Source organism: Limnobacter sp. MED105 (assembly GCF_000170915.1).
Taxonomy (GTDB): domain Bacteria; phylum Pseudomonadota; class Gammaproteobacteria; order Burkholderiales; family Burkholderiaceae_B; genus Limnobacter.
This window is the reverse complement of the sequence record NZ_ABCT01000009.1, coordinates 44,118-61,488: the sequence shown is the minus strand read 5'-3', so window position 1 is coordinate 61,488 and position 17,371 is coordinate 44,118. Positions and strand designations below refer to the sequence as shown.

At 50.1% G+C, this 17,371-nt stretch carries 14 protein-coding genes; 10 read left to right on the top strand and 4 right to left on the bottom strand.

Annotated elements, in window-relative coordinates; translation table 11 throughout:
* Window positions 1–143 precede the first annotated feature (143 nt).
* The 5 genes from LMED105_RS09745 (at window position 144) to LMED105_RS09725 (ending at window position 6,852) form a co-directional block, all read left to right on the top strand.
* Entirely contained in the window at window positions 144–2,243 is a 2,100-nt protein-coding gene (locus LMED105_RS09745; RefSeq protein WP_008250672.1) for a TonB-dependent receptor plug domain-containing protein, read from the top strand.
* Between the two features lie 13 nt (window positions 2,244–2,256).
* Window positions 2,257–2,958 carry an acetolactate decarboxylase gene (locus tag LMED105_RS09740; protein WP_008250670.1) on the top strand — a complete coding sequence of 234 codons (702 nt, stop codon included), beginning with the start codon at window positions 2,257–2,259 and terminating at the stop codon, window positions 2,956–2,958.
* A gap of 535 nt (window positions 2,959–3,493) precedes the next feature.
* Window positions 3,494–4,435 (top strand): metal-dependent hydrolase, encoded by a 942-nt coding sequence (locus tag LMED105_RS09735; RefSeq protein WP_156799644.1) that lies wholly within the window; start codon window positions 3,494–3,496, stop codon window positions 4,433–4,435.
* Window positions 4,436–4,477: 42 nt separating this feature from the next.
* On the top strand, window positions 4,478–5,311 hold the full coding sequence (locus tag LMED105_RS09730) for an SDR family oxidoreductase (RefSeq protein WP_008250658.1): 834 nt from the start codon (window positions 4,478–4,480) through the stop codon (window positions 5,309–5,311).
* A gap of 23 nt (window positions 5,312–5,334) precedes the next feature.
* On the top strand, window positions 5,335–6,852 hold the full coding sequence (locus LMED105_RS09725; protein ID WP_008250657.1) for an NAD(P)/FAD-dependent oxidoreductase: 1,518 nt from the start codon (window positions 5,335–5,337) through the stop codon (window positions 6,850–6,852).
* 53 nt (window positions 6,853–6,905) lie between these two features.
* On the opposite strand, the gene LMED105_RS09720 is transcribed toward LMED105_RS09725, so the two are convergent.
* From LMED105_RS09720 to LMED105_RS09710, 3 genes are all read right to left on the bottom strand, one after another.
* Window positions 6,906–7,250, bottom strand: coding sequence for a hypothetical protein (locus tag LMED105_RS09720; RefSeq protein WP_008250656.1), 345 nt, complete (start codon window positions 7,248–7,250; stop codon window positions 6,906–6,908).
* A gap of 106 nt (window positions 7,251–7,356) precedes the next feature.
* Window positions 7,357–8,214 (bottom strand): hypothetical protein, encoded by an 858-nt coding sequence (locus LMED105_RS09715; protein WP_008250655.1) that lies wholly within the window; start codon window positions 8,212–8,214, stop codon window positions 7,357–7,359.
* Window positions 8,215–8,261: 47 nt separating this feature from the next.
* A complete protein-coding gene (locus LMED105_RS09710; RefSeq protein WP_198006835.1) occupies window positions 8,262–10,088 on the bottom strand; it encodes a CocE/NonD family hydrolase in 1,827 nt (608 codons plus the stop codon).
* A gap of 504 nt (window positions 10,089–10,592) precedes the next feature.
* Between LMED105_RS09710 and LMED105_RS17150 the strand changes: the two genes are divergently transcribed.
* A complete protein-coding gene (locus LMED105_RS17150) occupies window positions 10,593–10,877 on the top strand; it encodes a helix-turn-helix domain-containing protein (RefSeq protein ID WP_008250652.1) in 285 nt (94 codons plus the stop codon).
* Here LMED105_RS17150 and LMED105_RS09695 read toward each other — a convergent pair.
* On the bottom strand, window positions 10,874–11,890 hold the full coding sequence (locus LMED105_RS09695) for a class I SAM-dependent methyltransferase (RefSeq protein WP_156799643.1): 1,017 nt from the start codon (window positions 11,888–11,890) through the stop codon (window positions 10,874–10,876). The genes LMED105_RS17150 and LMED105_RS09695 overlap by 4 nt on opposite strands.
* Before the next feature lie 222 nt (window positions 11,891–12,112).
* On the opposite strand from LMED105_RS09695, the gene LMED105_RS09690 reads away from it, so the two are divergent.
* The 4 genes from LMED105_RS09690 to LMED105_RS09675 all read left to right on the top strand — a co-directional run bounded on the left by LMED105_RS09690 (window position 12,113) and on the right by LMED105_RS09675 (window position 17,280).
* Entirely contained in the window at window positions 12,113–12,616 is a 504-nt protein-coding gene (locus tag LMED105_RS09690) for an RNA polymerase sigma factor (RefSeq protein WP_008250650.1), read from the top strand.
* Between the two features lie 38 nt (window positions 12,617–12,654).
* Window positions 12,655–13,707 (top strand): FecR domain-containing protein, encoded by a 1,053-nt coding sequence (locus tag LMED105_RS09685; protein ID WP_008250647.1) that lies wholly within the window; start codon window positions 12,655–12,657, stop codon window positions 13,705–13,707.
* Window positions 13,708–13,811: 104 nt separating this feature from the next.
* Window positions 13,812–16,247 carry a TonB-dependent receptor domain-containing protein gene (locus LMED105_RS09680; protein ID WP_156799642.1) on the top strand — a complete coding sequence of 812 codons (2,436 nt, stop codon included), beginning with the start codon at window positions 13,812–13,814 and terminating at the stop codon, window positions 16,245–16,247.
* A gap of 16 nt (window positions 16,248–16,263) precedes the next feature.
* On the top strand, window positions 16,264–17,280 hold the full coding sequence (locus LMED105_RS09675; protein ID WP_008250645.1) for a Fe(3+) ABC transporter substrate-binding protein: 1,017 nt from the start codon (window positions 16,264–16,266) through the stop codon (window positions 17,278–17,280).
* The last annotated feature ends 91 nt before the right edge of the window (window positions 17,281–17,371 follow it).

The following is a 17,371-nucleotide window of genomic DNA, read 5'->3' as shown; positions in this document are numbered from 1 at the left end:
CAAACCCCTTACTGCCACGGTGCGACATAGTGTCGCACTTGGGGTGTAAACGGTAATAACTGCCTCAAAGTCATCGAATACCGTTAACCGTCTTGCTTATACTTCAACTCAATTAAAGCATGATCATCCACTCATACATAGAAATGAAACACAAATTTACTGCCCTTTTGTTGCCCAGCGCTTTGCTTGCTGCACAACCACAAACAGCGATCGGGCAAACAACACTACCTGCCGTCGAGGTGAACAGCGATTCAACCCCGGTTGGCTCACCCAGCTATGCAGACACTATCACCGACACGCGCGAATTGGATAAACAACGCCCCGCCTACACGCTTCCCCAAGTGCTTGAAGGACAAACTGGCCTGATCGCTGAAGGAGTGTTTGGCGGAATTGACCACCCTCGCCTTTCCATTCGTGGATCGGGTTTACAACGTGGTACACAACCAGCAGGCCGCGGCATTGAAATTCGCGAGCAAGGACTGCCTTTGGGCTATGCCGACGGCAGCTTTGATTTTGTGGAATCAATCGATCCTTTGAGTTTTGACGTTGTTCGCGTGTTGCGCTCGGGGCGTGCAGTGGTTACCGGCTCTGCCACCTTGGGTGGTGTAATCGACTTCATTCGCTACCCAGCGCAGTTGGGTATTCATCAAAATCAACTGCGCTATGAAACAGGGTCGTTCGGTTTGCATTCCATACAAGGCCAAGCCACAAAACAAATTGGATCCACTCAGGCAACAGTGAATATCACTGATTACCAAAAAAACGGATTTCGCCTACACAACCGGCAGGAGGCACTTCGCAGCCAACTTTCATTGGAAGCCAAGATAAAGGAATCTGCGTGGCGCTGGCGTGCAGGTGTTGCTGATTCATCCAGCGAATTGCAACTGCCAGGGCCGCAAACTTTTACGCAAATTTTGAACGGCTCCAACGCCGCGCAACCCGGCAATGTGCGCGGCAACTGGCGCAGAATTACCCAACGAACCCGCTTGAATGCGGGGCTTGAAGGCCCAACAGCTACCGGTTATTTGAACGTAAACATGGCCTATCAATTGGCTGATGTACAGTTCATTCGCCGTGATCAACAAGACGAAAGCAACGAAGACATTGCGCTTCAAGCGCACTTCAAACCCAACAACAGCCCGTGGTTTCTTGAAACCATTTACCAGCACAATGAACGCAGCCTTCAGCAATACCTCAACGGTGGTGGCACCATGCCCACATTCACAGGTACGCGCGGGCTGAAATGGGCTGACAACACACTGAAAGCGGATCGCTTCGCATTCACGGCTGGCCAGGAACGTGATCTTGGTAATTCGTTTAGCGCTTTGATGGCTGTTGGCTTGAACCACCATACGCGTCGCATTGAAGACAACTTTCAAACATCGGCGTTACGCCCAGCCGCTGAACTGGATACCGATTACACCCAGTTGTCGGGTTTTGCAGAAATTCGATACGCACTAAGTAAAACCAACACAGTTTTTCTGGGATTTAATTCAGTGGGCGAACCACCCACCTACGACATGCTGCTGTTGAACAGTGCTGGCACTGGAGCAGGTGCAGCCCTGGTGAATGGTGCCGACCCGCGGCGCCCAACCCTCAAACCACTTGATGCACAACGTCAACAAACCTTTGAGGCTGGCTGGCGGCATTTATCAAACTACTCTTCGATTGACTTCACCCTGTATTACGCAAAACTGAATCAGGAAGTAATCGCTACGCTGGACCCAGTGAATCAAATTAACACCAACCTGCGCAATGCCGATGACACACAACGCATTGGCGCTGAACTGAATGCGCAAACCAGGGCAGCACAAAACTTACTTGGTTCTGGCGCAGACCTGTTGGCCAAATTCAACCTGAACTGGGTGGATGCACGCTTTGATGCCGACCCCATGTTTGGCAACAACACACTGCCTGTGGTTACCCCCTTGAGCATGTATTCGGCCCTCGCCTTGAACAAATCGAACAACTGGCAAACCGAACTGTTCGCACAATCAGTAAGCCGCGGTGCTTATGTGGATTACACAAACACAGTGCGTGCCGGTGACTATCTAACCCTTGGTCTTCGCGGGCAAGTTCAATTCAAGGAATGGGTATTGTTTGCTGAAGCACGAAACCTGACCGACGAACGCTACGCGTCTACAGTAATTGGTGCATCACTCAATGCAGCCGGCGCGGACACAGCAAGCTTTGCACCGGGCGAGCCGCAAAGTTTCACAGTTGGCGCGCAATTGAAGTTTTAAGCGGGTATTGAGCATGAACAACATACTGAAATTTTGGTCGCTCGCTTCATTGGCATTCTTGATTCCATCAGCTATCGCAGGCGAAGTACAGTTCGAAGGCTCACTTCGAAAAATGCATCACGGAAACTACGAAGGAAAAGTTGACTTGCATGCGCTGGGTAACAAGGCGAATCTGACTGCTGTTGGTCCGCTTGAAGAACTACAAGGGGAATTCACTGCATACAAAAGTCAAATTTACGCTACGCATGTGATCAACGGTCAACTCGAATCCACCAATAATTTGACTGGATTAAAAGCGAGTTTTTTGGTTTGGACCTATGCTGAAAAATGGACAAAGCCCACACCAATACAATTCGATGCTGACAACCTTGAAACCATAGAATCCAAAATTGAAGCTGCAGCAACACGCAAGGGTATCAGCACAGACAAACCATTTTCCTTCGCATTAAAAGGAACTGTGGATGAACTGCAATACCATGTACTTTCGCCACTACCGGTTGGTAGTGGCGAAAAAAATCACAAGGCTGGCGCATTTGTTGAAACACTTCAAAACGCAGAAGTGATCTTGGTTGGTTTTTACTCAAAACATCATGCCGGAGTATTCACACACAAAGGCGCCCGAATTCACCTTCATGTTCTAAATCGCGTCCACACTGGCCATGTTGACGCATTGAAACTGAATAAGCAGATGGAGATTGAGTTCTCTTACAACTAAAGACTGAAAGCGAGGAACAAAACCAGGAGTGAGGGTACGATGCTGATTGCCATAGGGTTGATCAATGCACGATTCTCAGGGGAGTGCTATACACCTCTTGGTTTACAAAATAGACAACTAAAAACCGAACAAGCAAACTAAATTCGCGATGCATCGGTGCATTTTTATAAGCAGATCTAGGCCAAACCCTGTTTTTATACCCATTACTGGCAAATCCCCAAAACCGATCATTTTCCGTATTGAATCCGAACAAACATTCGCTTTACCATTACATCAGTCAATGTAACGGTTAAATATGTTCTGCAACCGACGGAAGTTTCAAATCATGGTGAATACCCCGCAAACCTTGGAAAATAGCGTCGTCAATCCGGTGGCCCATGCTTACTTAAATAACGTCAAGTTACCCAGCCTCGAGCGGGCTAAATTCAGCACCCACATGCTTAATGAATTGATACCCCACGCATAGATCACAAACCCGAAATTGTTTCGACCACACCCGAACAAACGCTCAGTTTTATTGAATGGAAGTGTAATCATGACTAACGTTTTTTCCATGCCCAACGGCGGCCAGGCCTCAAACAAATCAGGTACAGCTCCCCGAATTCCAATTCGGCACATGGACTTCAAGTTCGACAGCAAAGACCTTGACTCCGTGTTCTTTCAGAATACGACTTTTGCCAGTGCCTACTTTCACGCCTTGTCCATTTTTCTGACTTTTGGTGAAGACCTTGTGATCGACACGGCCCGACACCACCGTCAATTTGTCAAAGACGAGGCATTGAAGGCTAGAGTCACGGCACTGATTGGTCAGGAAGCGATTCATTCCAAATTGCACCATGAGTTCAATGACACCCTTGCCGAGAATGACTATCCCGTGAAGTTCTACCGCTTCCTGGCCGAACAGGTCTTCAAGTATGGCTTCAAGCAACTGCCCAACGGCATGCAGCTTTCACTGATGGCAGGCATTGAGCACTTCACTGCAGTACTGGCTGAATACATGATGAAACATGAGGAAATCTTCTTCCTCAGCCATGATGAAAAACAGCGCGCCTTGTGGATGTGGCACATGCTGGAAGAGTGCGAGCACAAAGACATTGCCTATGACGTTTATCAACAATTGTCGGGCGATTACCTGATGCGCATTACCGGATTCGGACTGGCGTTTGTGACCATCCTGATGCTGGTACCGCTAGGTGGGGCCTTGATTCCGGTTCTGCGCAAACCGGGTAGTGTGTTCAAACTGAGTTTCTGGAAAGATGCCCGTAAAAGTGCTCATTTGCTGTTCACAGGAAAGGGCAGTGTATTTGGCGGCAGCATGAAGCATATTCTGGAATACCTGCGCCGGGACTTTCACCCCAACAACCACGACACAAGCGATCTATTGGCCTATTACAAGGAAAAGCTGCTGAATCCTTCCAATGGTTTGCTAACCCCGTTCATGACACGGGAATTCTACCCTGGTGCCAAGGCAGCCTGAGTTTGCGCAATACCGCGTCGAGAAATCCAAAGTGAGTCAAGTATGAGTTTACTGAGAAGAAAAAAAGACCTGCCAAGCCAGAACGCCTACGCCGTGGTGACTGGTGCGGGCAGTGGTATTGGCAGGAGTTTTGCGCTGGAAATTTCTCGCAGGCAGGGTGTCGTGGTTTGCGCCGACCTGAAACTGGAAGGTGCGGAGGAAACCGTACGACTGATCGAAGCCCAGGGAGGACAGGCCTTCGCTGTGGCTTGCGACGTGGGTGTAGCAGAACATGTGCAACAGTTGGCCGAGCAAGCTGAAGTGCTGATGGGGCACCCGGTGACCTTGCTCATCAACAACGCAGGCGTCGGGCTGGGCGGCAAAATTGAAGAAACCACGCTGGAAGACTGGCGCTGGTGCATGAATGTCAACTTGTGGGGCGTCATTCATGGCTGTCATTACTTTGTACCTAGGTTCAAAAAGCTTGGTCGAGGCGCCATTGTCAACGTTGCATCCGCTGCGTCTTACACGGCAGCCCCGGAAATGAGCGCCTATAACACCACCAAAGCAGGTGTACGCGCACTGTCAGAAACCTTGTTCGCAGAACTCAAAAAAGACAAGATTTCGGTGAATGTACTTTGCCCGACGCTGGTACCCACCAACATCATCAAAGATGGCCGTCTGCCTGCACGGTACTCCAAACTGGCAGACCACGCCTTGATGAATTACGCGATGGTCACCAGCGACTCCGTAGCCAAACTTACACTGAACCGGCTGGACAGCGGTGAGCTTTACACCACACCGCAAGTCGACGCCAAGCTGTTCTGGCTCATGAAACGCGCCGCCCCGAACCTGTACGCAAAGTTCCTCGGCTTTTCATATCAGTTTGTCAAATAATCCAAAAAGGCCCTGTACACAACATGCCAGTCAATAAAAACACAATTCATTCCGGTGACACCGTCTATGACACATTCATTGTTGGCGCAGGAATCTCCGGTATCGCAGCAGCCATCAAACTGAAAAAGGAAGGCTACCATCACTTCAAAATCATTGAGAAGGCCAAGCGAGTGGGCGGTACCTGGCGTGAAAACACCTACCCCGGCTGCGGATGCGATGTGCCTTCTTCCCTCTACTCCTATTCGTTTGCACCCAGCAGCAAGTGGAGCCGTCTGTTTGCACTGCAACCGGAAATTCTGGAATACCTTGAAGAAGTCAGCGACAAGTTCAACATCACCCCGCTCATTGAATTTGAGAACGAACTTGAACAGGCTGCCTGGGACGACACGCGCCATCTCTGGGTGATGGACACCAGCAAGGGCCAGTATTTGGCCAGAACCGTGATATTCGCCACTGGCCCCATCACCGAATCCCAAATTCCAAATTTGCCGGGTCTGGAGACCTTCAAGGGCGAGACGTTTCACTCCGCCCGTTGGAACCACGATATCGACCTGACAGGCAAACGCGTGGCCGTGGTAGGCACCGGCGCTTCAGCCATTCAGTTCATTCCGCGGATTCAGCCCAAAGTCAAAAGCCTGGTTGTGTTTCAGCGTACCGCCCCGTGGGTGCTGCCCAAACCCGACCTGCAACTGGGCACCAAGGGCAAAATGCTGATGGACAAATTGCCGGTCATTCAAAGCACATGGCGCAAGGCAGTTGCTGGCTCGTTGAATGTAATTAACTTCGGCTTGCGAAACCCCAGCGTGCTCGAGCCTGTCAGCACAGCAGCCAAGCAACTGCTGAAAGTACAAATCAAGGACAAAACCCTGCGCGAAGCAGTTACGCCCGATTTCACCTTGGGTTGTAAGCGAATTCTGTTTGCCAACAACTACTATCCTGCCCTGCAAGCCAGCAACACCCAACTCATTCCACATGGGCTGACCCGAATCGCTGGCAATACCGTCATTTCTGCCAATGGCGAGGAGCATGAAGTAGACGTGATCATTTGGGGAACTGGCTTTAACGTATCTCATCCACCGATTGGCAAAAAAGTGATCAATGCCAAAGGCCAGCGCATTGCCGACTTGTGGAAAAAAAGCTCACCAGAGGCCTACCTAGGCGCAACACTGCGCGATGTTCCAAATGCCTTCCTGGTGCTGGGGCCCAACGTGTTGGTATACGACTCGTTCATTGGCCTGGCCGAAACGCAACTGGACTACATTATTGATGGCCTGAAAATGATCAAGAGCCAGGCCATCAGCAAGCTCACCATCAAACCTGAGGTTCTGGATGCCCACAATGAAAGAGTGCAAAAACACCTGAAGGGTACTGTATTCAATGCAGGTGGATGTAGAAGCTATTACCTCGACGAAAACGGCCGTAACTTCGCTGCCTGGCCGTGGTCACTCGCCACGCTGAAAAAACGACTGAGCCACTTCAACCTGTCTGATTACGATGTAATCAGACAGTCCTCGAACAAGGCCAATAAAAAAGCAGCGTAGACACACGAGAATCGCAAGATGAGCCTCCCGGTCATTCATTGAAAAATCAAGCCTCATTTTGAGGCTTGGTTGGCACCAACCAACAATTCGCCAACACTTCCATTAGTACGAAAACTGGCCCAGATCAAATAAGGGGCAAGAAACATCATGCCGCCAAAAAAAGCGATGACTCCAAGCAAGCAACCTGCAGCACTGAACTGGTGTCGCCATGCGACCCACAAAGCAGATAAAGAAAGAAAGGTCATAAAATCAAGGTTGAACTGACCTTGCCAATCTACTGAGGTGATATTGCTGAAAAAAATTGGGAGGAGATTCCACCCATGGTTTGATCCCACAACCAAGGTATAGGCGCCAAGCCCAACGATCAACAAGACTAGATAGATGCGAAACAAGCTCATTCGGACTCCTCGGGATTACTTAAATGTTCCGGAGAGTTTAGAACTTTTAATTTGATAAAACGATGACCTATGAGGTCATACTGGCAGGCCGCAAAGATAAGAATTATCATTTGATTGAAACGTGTAGACCCTGAACCGACTTCAACGATGTTGGGGGGGTACACCCCTTGTTAATTCTTGCCAGGAAAGCATCAATCACTTCTGTGGCGTATTTCTCAGTCCGATATGAAAACCCCAGTCCTGCAAAATTCAAATGCGTTGCATCGTCAATGACAGCCAACCATTTGCATCCGGCGGGCATATTCTTGAAAGGTTGTGTTCTGTTTCTCCAGGAATTGCCGCCTAATTCATCGTCCCTTGTTCCTGTAACGGACAGCACAGGTTTTTGGATTGAACCCCATGATTTCGCGTTAAAAATGGAACCCTCTCCTTGAGGCGAGAGTGCAATATAAGCATCAAATCGATCCTCGCCACTTAAGCCCATCAAGTTTGTAGCCCCAGCCTCCAGCATCACCGTGGCTGCCCCCATCGAGTGCCCCAACAGTACCGAAAACCCTGAATCACATTTTTTCTCTGCCCACGATTTGGCAATACCAATGTCGGCGAGTCGCTCTTTATAGGCCTTTGAATTAGTCGTCAATTGAATCAAACCATCCTCAAGCCCATGGCTTTTTCGCAAACGGGTCAATGCCGCTTTGTCGCTCATGCGATGGGTTGGAATCACGGTCAAATAGGAGCTTGATGCCAAAAACTCACCAAGATAGGAATACCCTCGCTCATTGCCACCTGCGCCATGCGAGACCACGACGACACCTTTACAGGTTTTTGATGAGGGAAGATAAACATGGGCATTAAGCTGCGCATCGTTGGGTGCAGGGATAAACACAGATAGAGCTGATTCGCCTACAGCCAAAGCGTGAAAAGCCAACAAAAGAGAGGCAACAATCAGACGCCTTGCAGTCATCCCCAACCTCTCTCAGTCAGCTCGATAATTGATGTACGAAAAATAGTTCATTGCATCAATGCACTTGTTGGCACTACAGGTAAAACAATCTTTGAACGATGCTCGACGCTATTCAGTATGGAAATCGCACCCACCAACCCCCCGAGCAACTGCGGCACTGGTTGCAAACCTTGAGGCAAATTACTTGAATTGATCGACACCTGAAGTTGATGCCCTTTGGGTATGACTGCTGCAGTCGAAAAAATCTCTACAGGCAACAACATTGGTTCACCGGGCTGCACTGGCAACACCGCTTCTTTGGTAAACGGATGCCAGGGCTGAATTCGCAGCCCGTTCATGAATCTGGATTTTGTGTCATCCACGGCTCGATGCGATGCCGTTAGCAATCCATTGCTGATCGATTTTGATCGACCGGTTGCTGGATCATGACTAGACACACGAACCGACAATGCGGCCTGTCGACCTGTGGTGGTAATCCAAATATCCGCAGCGATCGGTCCATTGATATAAAGATCCTCAGTAAGTACCGGCGTTCTGAAATTGGCCGATGGAATCTGATTGAAGGTGTCCTCCGTGTTGCAAGGAATTGGAAGTAAACCAAGAGCCCCTGCTGTCCACTGGTTGGTCGAAGGAGAACACAGACCAAAAAGCGGCGCCTGAAGAATCACACTGGATGCCTCCATCGCTTCTGCAGGTTTTTGCTTCAACGATTTGTCACCACGCAGATAAAACTCGGTGGCCTGGACACGTGGATGAGGCCAATCACTGGCTGTCACGTATTTCTCATGTCCCAGCACATACTGGGTCACGTTGGGCAACTTATCAGCGTCCACATCCATGCCTTTTAAGTACTGATCAAACCACATCAACTGAATTTGTTGCAGAGTAGGTACCCCGTCACGTGGCAACCCATCGCTTGGAATCCCAGCAGATTCAATATGCGTCCAGGGCCCTATCAACAGTTTGGCTGTGGTTTGGTCCTTTAACTGCTCAAACCACATAGGTTCGCTGCGTTGGAATAGGTCACGCAAGCCACCCACGATGAAAGTGGGCACTTTGATATTGTCAGCCTGTTCAAGCGGAGAACGAGTTTTCCAAAACTCACCATCAAATGCAGTTTCACTCTCGCCCAAAAGCGCCTTGAGAATTGTTGGCACTTGAAATTGAACAACCCCATTCAATAAGTGCGACACAACTAACTCAAGCCCCCGGGCTGGGTCTGTTTGTAAAGCGTCAAACGGCACCACGCCAAGCCCGGTCACCAACCCCATCCAAAGCGGAATAAAAGTCGGGTTGACTTGTCCTCCTGTGAACACAATGTCTCTGTAACCATCACCAATGGGCACTATTGGAAACGCGGCTTTGACCGCGGGGTGATTTTGCGCAGCCGTTAAAATCGCGCTGATACCCAGATAAGAGACTCCGTACACACCCACTGTTTGATTGCTCCACGGTTGAGCAATCACCCAATCTACAACCTCGGAATAATCACCCTGCTCTTTCTCACCAAACGCATCCCAAACGCCTTGTGAATTACCCGTACCTCTCACATCAACAACGACTGTAGCGTAGCCGCGCTTCACCATAAATGGATCAGCTCCACCGATCGCAGGTACAAATGCGCCTGCAGCCTTGTTATAAGAGGTTTGTATCAAAATGGCAGGATACTTTTCACCGGGAACGGGCTGACCAGAATCATTTGCAGGCAAGGTGACTGTGTAGGCCAATTCAATGCCATCGCGCATGCGAATAAAGCCTTTGGGCAAAGTTACGGTTGATGGGAAATCTTCGGCGCGCTCATAACTAGTCCATTGACCCTCATTTGCCTCAATCACTGACACTGGTCTGGACTGACTTGACCGGGTTCCCAGCATCGAGACGCTTCTTGTCGACTCACTTGGGGCCGTTACCCCACCGGTACCGGTGGGGTTTTCGTTGTCACTGGAATCGGAAGTGCAGGCGAACAGTAAGAAACTGAAAACGACCATTGACGCTTGCAGAATTCGAAATGGGATTCGGCTTGAATTCATATTTTGTCTCGCTGATCTTGTCAGTTTTTTACTTACATATAGTAGTGTTTTTGATATTACCACCCAGTAACACAATCAACAAGAATTCTGAAAATCAGTTTTTTCAGCATCTTAACTTGTACGATATTCATGAGCAGCATTCATCGAAATACGCTTTCGATGAGCGCTCAGAAATCATACTTTTCAACACCAATTGCGAAATCCTGAGCATTCAGTGGACTTGCCATTTTTGAGCGCAATCCGATTCATACTTCCCCTCCGATGAGGTATGGCTCCAAATTATGAACAGTATATTGTGTAGATAAAAGCTCTTAAGCACCGGACACTTCGGTTTTCCATGGAAAACCAATGAATCGGGTACTCACTTTCGGACTAGCAGTGAAGAAGTACAGGCTCGCCAGAGAACTCTCGCAAGAGAAGCTGGCTGAGCTCTCTGGGCTGCACCGAAATTTGATTGGTCTGGTTGAGCGCGGCAAAATCAGTGCGTCGGTTGAATCCATCTTTAGCATTTGTGATGCATTGAACATCCAACCCTCCGCTTTGTTTCTAGAAGTTGAGGCTGAAATTGCCCTTGCCGCAGCAAAGCCGGCGAACAAGCCCAGAACTGCGAGAAAGCGAAGCTTGGAGCTCTAAACATCGGGCTGCTGGTGAAGCTGATCGAGAATTTGCTTAGGCTCCATCTGCTTGACCTTACCCTCGCGAAACGACTTAGGAATGCGGGTAAATATTTTGGTCAACCCCCCACCCTCGAACAAGTACTCACCCCAGCCTTTTTCCTCCAAACGCCTGGCCACGTGTTTTACATCGGCAGCAGATGGTAGTAACACGCTGGGCAAGGGGTTGCTCTTACGTTTAAATACAATAAATAAGTTCCCGGTATCTTCAACATAAATAGGTTCAAAGTAGGCGCTGGCCGCAGCGATCAAACTGGGGCGGCTGTAGTAAAACAAGTGGGCCTTAAAATAAATATTGTGTGGGCTTGCATCGTTCTGGGTAATGTTCGGAACCTCTAGAACAAAGTGACCACCCTCTTTTAAAAGCCTGTGTACTTTGGCCATCACCTGCTCAGGATGAGCCAAATGCTCCAAAACATGAAACATGGTAACAATCCCAAACCCTGGGTGCTCGATGTCCGAGATCTGGCAAGTCTCGATCTTCACGCCATATTCATCGCGCGCAAACTCAGAGTAGCCTTGGTGAGGCTCAACGCCCTGCGACACAAAGCCACCCTTGTGCGCCATGTACACAAATTCTCCGCCCCCAGCTCCGATATCCAGCAAGGTCTCGCCCTGCGGAACACCAGCCTTACGTATTCTGACCAAACGGTCTAAGGCTGCTCTACCTGCCCGGTACACATACTTCGGCTTGGGTTTGTGTGTGGATTTGTAGTCCTCCCGATAATTGTGCGAGTAATAGATTCGCAATTCCTCATCGGTGGGCAAATTGGCTTGTTGAACCAGTGCACAAGAGCCACACATGAACATCTCTAAAGTTTCAGCACTCTTTGCGTCTTTAACAGACCAGGATGAGCCAGTTTCAGCCCCACATAAACGACACTTCGCCATGACCATAGCCCTTATAGGCCCAAAGCCCTCTGGCGTCACGCTGGCGGGACTAAGAGGGCTGTGAGCAGCAGAATAGAACAATATAATGTGTGCACATTATATTGTTCTTTTTATCACGCATCAGGACTGATACTAAAAATCGTAAAAAGGAAAAAATGATGTTGACTGAGCCAGGCAGGCCTTGAAGAGTTAGTAGGCTCTAACTATCAAATTTGATCATCCGATACTTAGTAAAACTTCTCTATTGTTAATGAGAACAATTATCGATTATCATTTTAACATTCCCATTATTCAGTAATATTCATGTTTGAGAAGCATTACCGAGAGCTCAAACATTTCTTGCTTAATCGATTGCGCGACCATGACTTGGCCGCCGATGCTGCACAGGAATGCTTTTCCAGGGCTGTTGCCATGCAGCGCGAAGGTGCAGCCGTGCTTGACCCGCGGGCTCTGTTGTTCAAAATCGCCAACAACTGGCTAATTGATGAGCACCGCAAGCACAGTAACCGGCCTGAACTTTTATCACTTGAAGAGGAGCAAGAAAACGGTTATTTCCCGACTGCGGCGCAACCTATCCATCCAGAGCAGATTGCCAGCGCGAACCAACAACTGGACAAGCTACTCGCCATCATCAATGATTTGCCGCCCCGCTGTCGCGAGGCCTTTATCCTGTTCAAGTTTGATGGGCTCAGCTACCAGGAAATTGCCCAACGCATGGATATCTCACCTCGCACTGTTGAAATGCAACTGAGAATTGCGATGGCCGCCTGCATCAAGGGGCTTGAGTACGGTAATTTGCCCGATTGATCCGTCAACATTTATAGACCCACTTCAAATTGGTTTCAATGCGCCCTTATTCTCCCGAGCCACACAGCGATGTCTTAACTGCCAGTCAGGCAGACGCAGTGGATTGGGCCCTGAAGCGGCAACAAGGCCCATGGACCGAGATAGAGGAGAAAGCCTTTCGGGCTTGGCTTGCTGACAACCCTGACAATCAAAGTGCTATGGCCCAGTGTGAGGCGGTGAATGCCACCTTGCAAAACGTTCAAGCTGAGCAATTGGCAGGTCTGCGCGCACAGCTTTTGATAGACAAATCGCGACTTAATCTAAGCTCACCCCCCAAAACGAAGCTCAAACCATTACAAATTGCCGCAATGGCGAGCCTGCCAGTGCTGCTGACTGCCGCACTATCTGCGGCCTGGTATCAGTTCTGGCCGGTGGAGCAACACCAGTTCCAAACTGCTGTAGGCGAAATAAAGAAAGTCAAACTGGGAGACGGCACTCAAGTAACTCTGGATACCAATACCCAACTTGAAGTGCAATACACCCGTGCACGCCGCACGGTGGAAATCAGCCGGGGGCAGGCTCGTTTCGATGTGCACCGTGATCCCAGTCGCCCCTTCGCGGTGACTGTGCCGCAAGCACGGGTGCAAGTACTTGGCACCGTATTCGATATTCGATGGACCCCGGATCACTCGGGTATCGAAGGACCAGTGATCACCGTAAAACAGGGACACGTGGCTGTGGAGCACCTTATTAATGACAACTGGGCGTCCTTCAATAACTATGCACACCGAACGGAGCTAATCCCGGTTCAACAACTCGCGTTAGATGCAAAGGGCAAAACCATTGAATTGCGAAATCTTCAAGCCAGCGCTTTGCCTGAATGGACTTCGCACCGGATCACCGTGGTGAACACGCGACTGGATGAATTGCTAGCTGAGCTGAATCGCTACAGCACCATCCCCTGGCGACTGGGCGATCAAGAACTAGCAAGTCTGAAGGTATCGGCCTCTTTTGATGTTCGCAACAAGCGAGCGATCGCAGAGGTACTCAACCAAGCACTTCCCCTTAAAGTCATTCAACAGAATCAACAGCAACTGCTGGTGCGTAAATAAAGCACGCGAGGCATCCTGAAAAAAATCTTCATTGGCCTACAGTAATTTGGTTTTCTCCCACGTCTTCTTAAATGAGAATCATTTCTTATTTTTAAGAGGACAGCATGAAATCCCATCAACTCCGCATGAGCGCGCTCGCAGTGGCCATCAGCATGGCTCTGACAAGCAGCCTGGCACTGGCACAGCAAATTCAAAACAGCTCCACGCAACAAGTCAGTTTGTCCAGCCAGAACTTAGACCAAGCGCTTATTCAATGGGCCAACACTTACAACACGCAACTGGTAGTAGATCAATCAATTGTGAAGGGCTTGCAAGCTCCAACAGTGAGCGGCAAGTACACTGCGCGGCAGGCCCTGAATCTGTTGTTGGCTGGTAGTGGTCTTCAGGTTCTGGAAAGCAATGGCAACTATGTGCTCACCAAGCCTGCCCTTTCAAGCAATCCAAACAACGCTCCGAAATTGTCCAGCGTGGTGGTTAGTGCATCTGGATTTGAACAAGACCTGGCTCAGGCACCTGCGTCGATTTCTGTCATCAGTCGCGAAGAACTGCAAACAAAACAGTTTCGCGACTTGGCTGAAGCATTGAAAGATGTCGAGGGTATCGATGTGCGCGGCAGCACTGGAAAAACAGGTGGCCTAAACATCAGCATTCGGGGACTGCCGAGCGACTATACATTGGTGCTGATTGATGGACGCCGTCAAAACACAGCGGGCGATGTTACACCCAACGGTTTTGGCGATGCACTGACCAGCTTGATCCCACCGCTGTCTGCAATTGAGCGGATTGAAGTGATCCGCGGCCCCATGTCCACCCTGTATGGATCGGATGCTTTGGGCGGTGTCATCAACATCATCACCCGCAAGGTTGGAAAAGCCTGGGGAGGCTCGGTCCAACTGGAAACTGGAATCCCGGAAAACAGCGACGAAGGAGGTACCCAAAAACAGAGTTTCTATGTCAGCGGTCCCTTGATGGAAAACACCTTGGGCTTAGCCATTCGTGGCAACCTGTTTCGCCGGGATGAATCCACACTGGAACCCAGTACCCCTGGTGGCACAATCAGCCGTCGTGGCCCGTCTCCAGTAGAATCTCGCCAACATAACCTTGGCTTTCGCTTGACTGCCACGCCCAATACCCGCAACGACCTTTGGCTTGATTATGAATCGTATCGCACCACCTACGACAATGATGAATGTCAGCTTGGGACACGCGACTTTCTCAACTGCAACACAGGTGCTCCAAGCAATACAGCAAGCGGCTACTCAGATTCGCTTAGCTTTAACCGACAGCAATTTGTGTTGGGGCACACCACCCGCATGCAATTCGGCACCCTGGAAAGCAGCCTGACTCGAAGTATCACCGAAACAGAGGGCCGCACTGTTCCGTCCTCTGCCCGCCCGGCAGGTGATGTATCAATCGGCACAGCCAGACGACTAGAAACCACCAATACTATTCTGGACACTAAACTGGTAACCCCGATTGGCGATCAACATGTGGTAACCGCTGGAGCGCAGTACTGGGATGCCGAGCTTGAAGACGGCTTGGTGCCAAACCCCTACACTCAAACCACCTGGGCACTATTCGCAGAAGATGAGTGGCGCCTGCGTGACGACTTGGCTTTGACACTGGGCCTTCGTCAAGACCAACACGATGCATTTGGTGGAAACCTCAGCCCTCGCGCTTATTTAGTATGGAACACGAGCGACACCTGGACTCTGAAAGGCGGGGTCAGTCGCGGATTCCGTGCCCCTAGACTGAACCAACTCGCCGATGGCATCAGTGGCATCACGGGTCAAGGCACTGTGATCAGCATCGGCAATCCCGCCTTGCAACCCGAAATCAGCACGAACACGGAGTTCGGCGCTCTCTACGACAATCATGCTGGTTTCACGGTATCGAGCACGCTGTTCTACAACCGCATCAAAGACATCATCAGCGGCGATGGTGGCGATTGCACATCCACTGCGATCCCCACTTGCAGTTTCAATCCCACCGCCACCTACCCCGTAAACCGGGACCGCGCCGATACCTACGGACTTGAACTGGCCACGCGCATTCCAATCGCTAAGCAGTGGTCAGCCAACTTGAATTACACCTTCACCGAAACCGAATTGGTGGAAGACGGACAGAATGTTGGCGAACTCAGCGACACGGCCAAACACATTGCAAACGCGGCCCTGCGCTGGGACGCAAGCGACAAATGGAATTGGTCACTGCGGGGAGAGTACCGTGGCGATAGCCGCCGCTTTGATGGTGACCCAGCCGCACTCACAGGCAATAGTCTGAATGAGTTCCGCGCATTGGGTGACTTGAAGGGTTACGCCATCTTTTCATTGGCGGGGCAATACAAGGTCTCGAACAACGTGACATTGAACGGCACCCTCTTCAATCTGCTGGACAAAGACTTCCGGGAATTCACACCGTACTCCGACATCAACGGAAACACGGTATTCGGCAGCCCCTATTTCCGCTCAGCACAGTCTACCAAGGGCACCTTGCCAGGTGGTCGAACCCTTTGGCTTTCTGCCAATGTCACATTCTGAACAAAGGACAAAAATCATGAAACTTGCAATCACTGCCACACTCTGCGCAGTCCTTTTACCCGGGCTTGCACAGGCTCAAAAAAAGCCAGAGGAAGTCACGGTCTATTCCTCGCGGATTGAGCAACTTCTCAAACCTACGCTTGATCAATACACACAAGAAACCGGTGTCAAAATCAATCTGCTCACAGATCGAGGTGGTTCACTCACCGAGCGATTGAATGCTGAGGGCAAAAGCTCACCTGCTGACGTATTAATTACGGTGGACATGGGTAACCTTTGGAATGCAGCCGAGAGGGGTTTGCTTCGCAAAATGGACTCACCCGTACTCAATGCCAATGTGCCCGACTACCTGCGCGATCCCGGCCAACGCTGGTATGGATTGTCCAAACGCGAACGCACCATTTTTTATGCAGCCGGCCGAGTCGACCCCAAAAATCTATCCACCTATGAAGATCTGGCTCAACCCAAATGGAAGGGTAAGCTTTGCCTGCGCACCAGCAAACAAACCTACACCCAATCGTTGGTGGCCATGCTGATTGCCAAACATGGTGAAGCAAAAGCCGAACAAATCGCACGGGGCTGGGTAAACAATCTCGCCACAGACGTATTCACTAACGATGCAAGCCTGTTAAAAGCAATTGCCGCCGGACAGTGTGAGGTCGGTATTTCCAACACCTATTACTACGGTCGAATCCTGTCTCGCGAGCCAGAATTCGGACAACAGGTCAAACTGTTTTGGGCCAATCAGTCAGAGGGCGAAGGTGGTGCGCATGTCAATTTGTCGGGAGGCGGAGTAACCACGCATGCACGTAACCCGGAAGGTGCGCGTAAATTGCTGGAATGGCTTTCGTCCCAAACTATTCAAACAGCGTACACCCATGGCACCTATGAAAGCCCTGTCAATGTGAAAGCAGATGCCGACCCCATCGTGAAAGCGTGGGGCCAGTTCAAAGCAAGTCCGCTTAACGCTGCAGACATTGGTTCCAAACAGGCGCAAGCCATTCGATTGCTCGACCGCGTTGGCTACCGTTAAAACTGGCGTGCTTAAGGCTTTGCCAATTGCGCTGTTGACCCTCATTCCCCTGGGGGTCATTTTCTATTTGGCTTTGTCCTCAGAAACAAGC

What these genes read in the sequence shown, in the direction of transcription:
- LMED105_RS09745 (WP_008250672.1), top strand. Translation starts at nt 144, where the DNA reads ATGAAACACAAATTTACTGCCCTTTTGTTGCCCAGCGCTTTGCTTGCT.
- LMED105_RS09740 (WP_008250670.1), top strand. Translation starts at nt 2,257, where the DNA reads ATGAACAACATACTGAAATTTTGGTCGCTCGCTTCATTGGCATTCTTG.
- LMED105_RS09735 (WP_156799644.1), top strand. Translation starts at nt 3,494, where the DNA reads ATGACTAACGTTTTTTCCATGCCCAACGGCGGCCAGGCCTCAAACAAA.
- LMED105_RS09730 (WP_008250658.1), top strand. Translation starts at nt 4,478, where the DNA reads ATGAGTTTACTGAGAAGAAAAAAAGACCTGCCAAGCCAGAACGCCTAC.
- LMED105_RS09725 (WP_008250657.1), top strand. Translation starts at nt 5,335, where the DNA reads ATGCCAGTCAATAAAAACACAATTCATTCCGGTGACACCGTCTATGAC.
- LMED105_RS09720 (WP_008250656.1), bottom strand. Translation starts at nt 7,250, where the DNA reads ATGAGCTTGTTTCGCATCTATCTAGTCTTGTTGATCGTTGGGCTTGGC.
- LMED105_RS09715 (WP_008250655.1), bottom strand. Translation starts at nt 8,214, where the DNA reads ATGACTGCAAGGCGTCTGATTGTTGCCTCTCTTTTGTTGGCTTTTCAC.
- LMED105_RS09710 (WP_198006835.1), bottom strand. Translation starts at nt 10,088, where the DNA reads ATGCTGGGAACCCGGTCAAGTCAGTCCAGACCAGTGTCAGTGATTGAG.
- LMED105_RS17150 (WP_008250652.1), top strand. Translation starts at nt 10,593, where the DNA reads ATGAATCGGGTACTCACTTTCGGACTAGCAGTGAAGAAGTACAGGCTC.
- LMED105_RS09690 (WP_008250650.1), top strand. Translation starts at nt 12,113, where the DNA reads ATGTTTGAGAAGCATTACCGAGAGCTCAAACATTTCTTGCTTAATCGA.
- LMED105_RS09685 (WP_008250647.1), top strand. Translation starts at nt 12,655, where the DNA reads ATGCGCCCTTATTCTCCCGAGCCACACAGCGATGTCTTAACTGCCAGT.
- LMED105_RS09680 (WP_156799642.1), top strand. Translation starts at nt 13,812, where the DNA reads ATGAAATCCCATCAACTCCGCATGAGCGCGCTCGCAGTGGCCATCAGC.
- LMED105_RS09675 (WP_008250645.1), top strand. Translation starts at nt 16,264, where the DNA reads ATGAAACTTGCAATCACTGCCACACTCTGCGCAGTCCTTTTACCCGGG.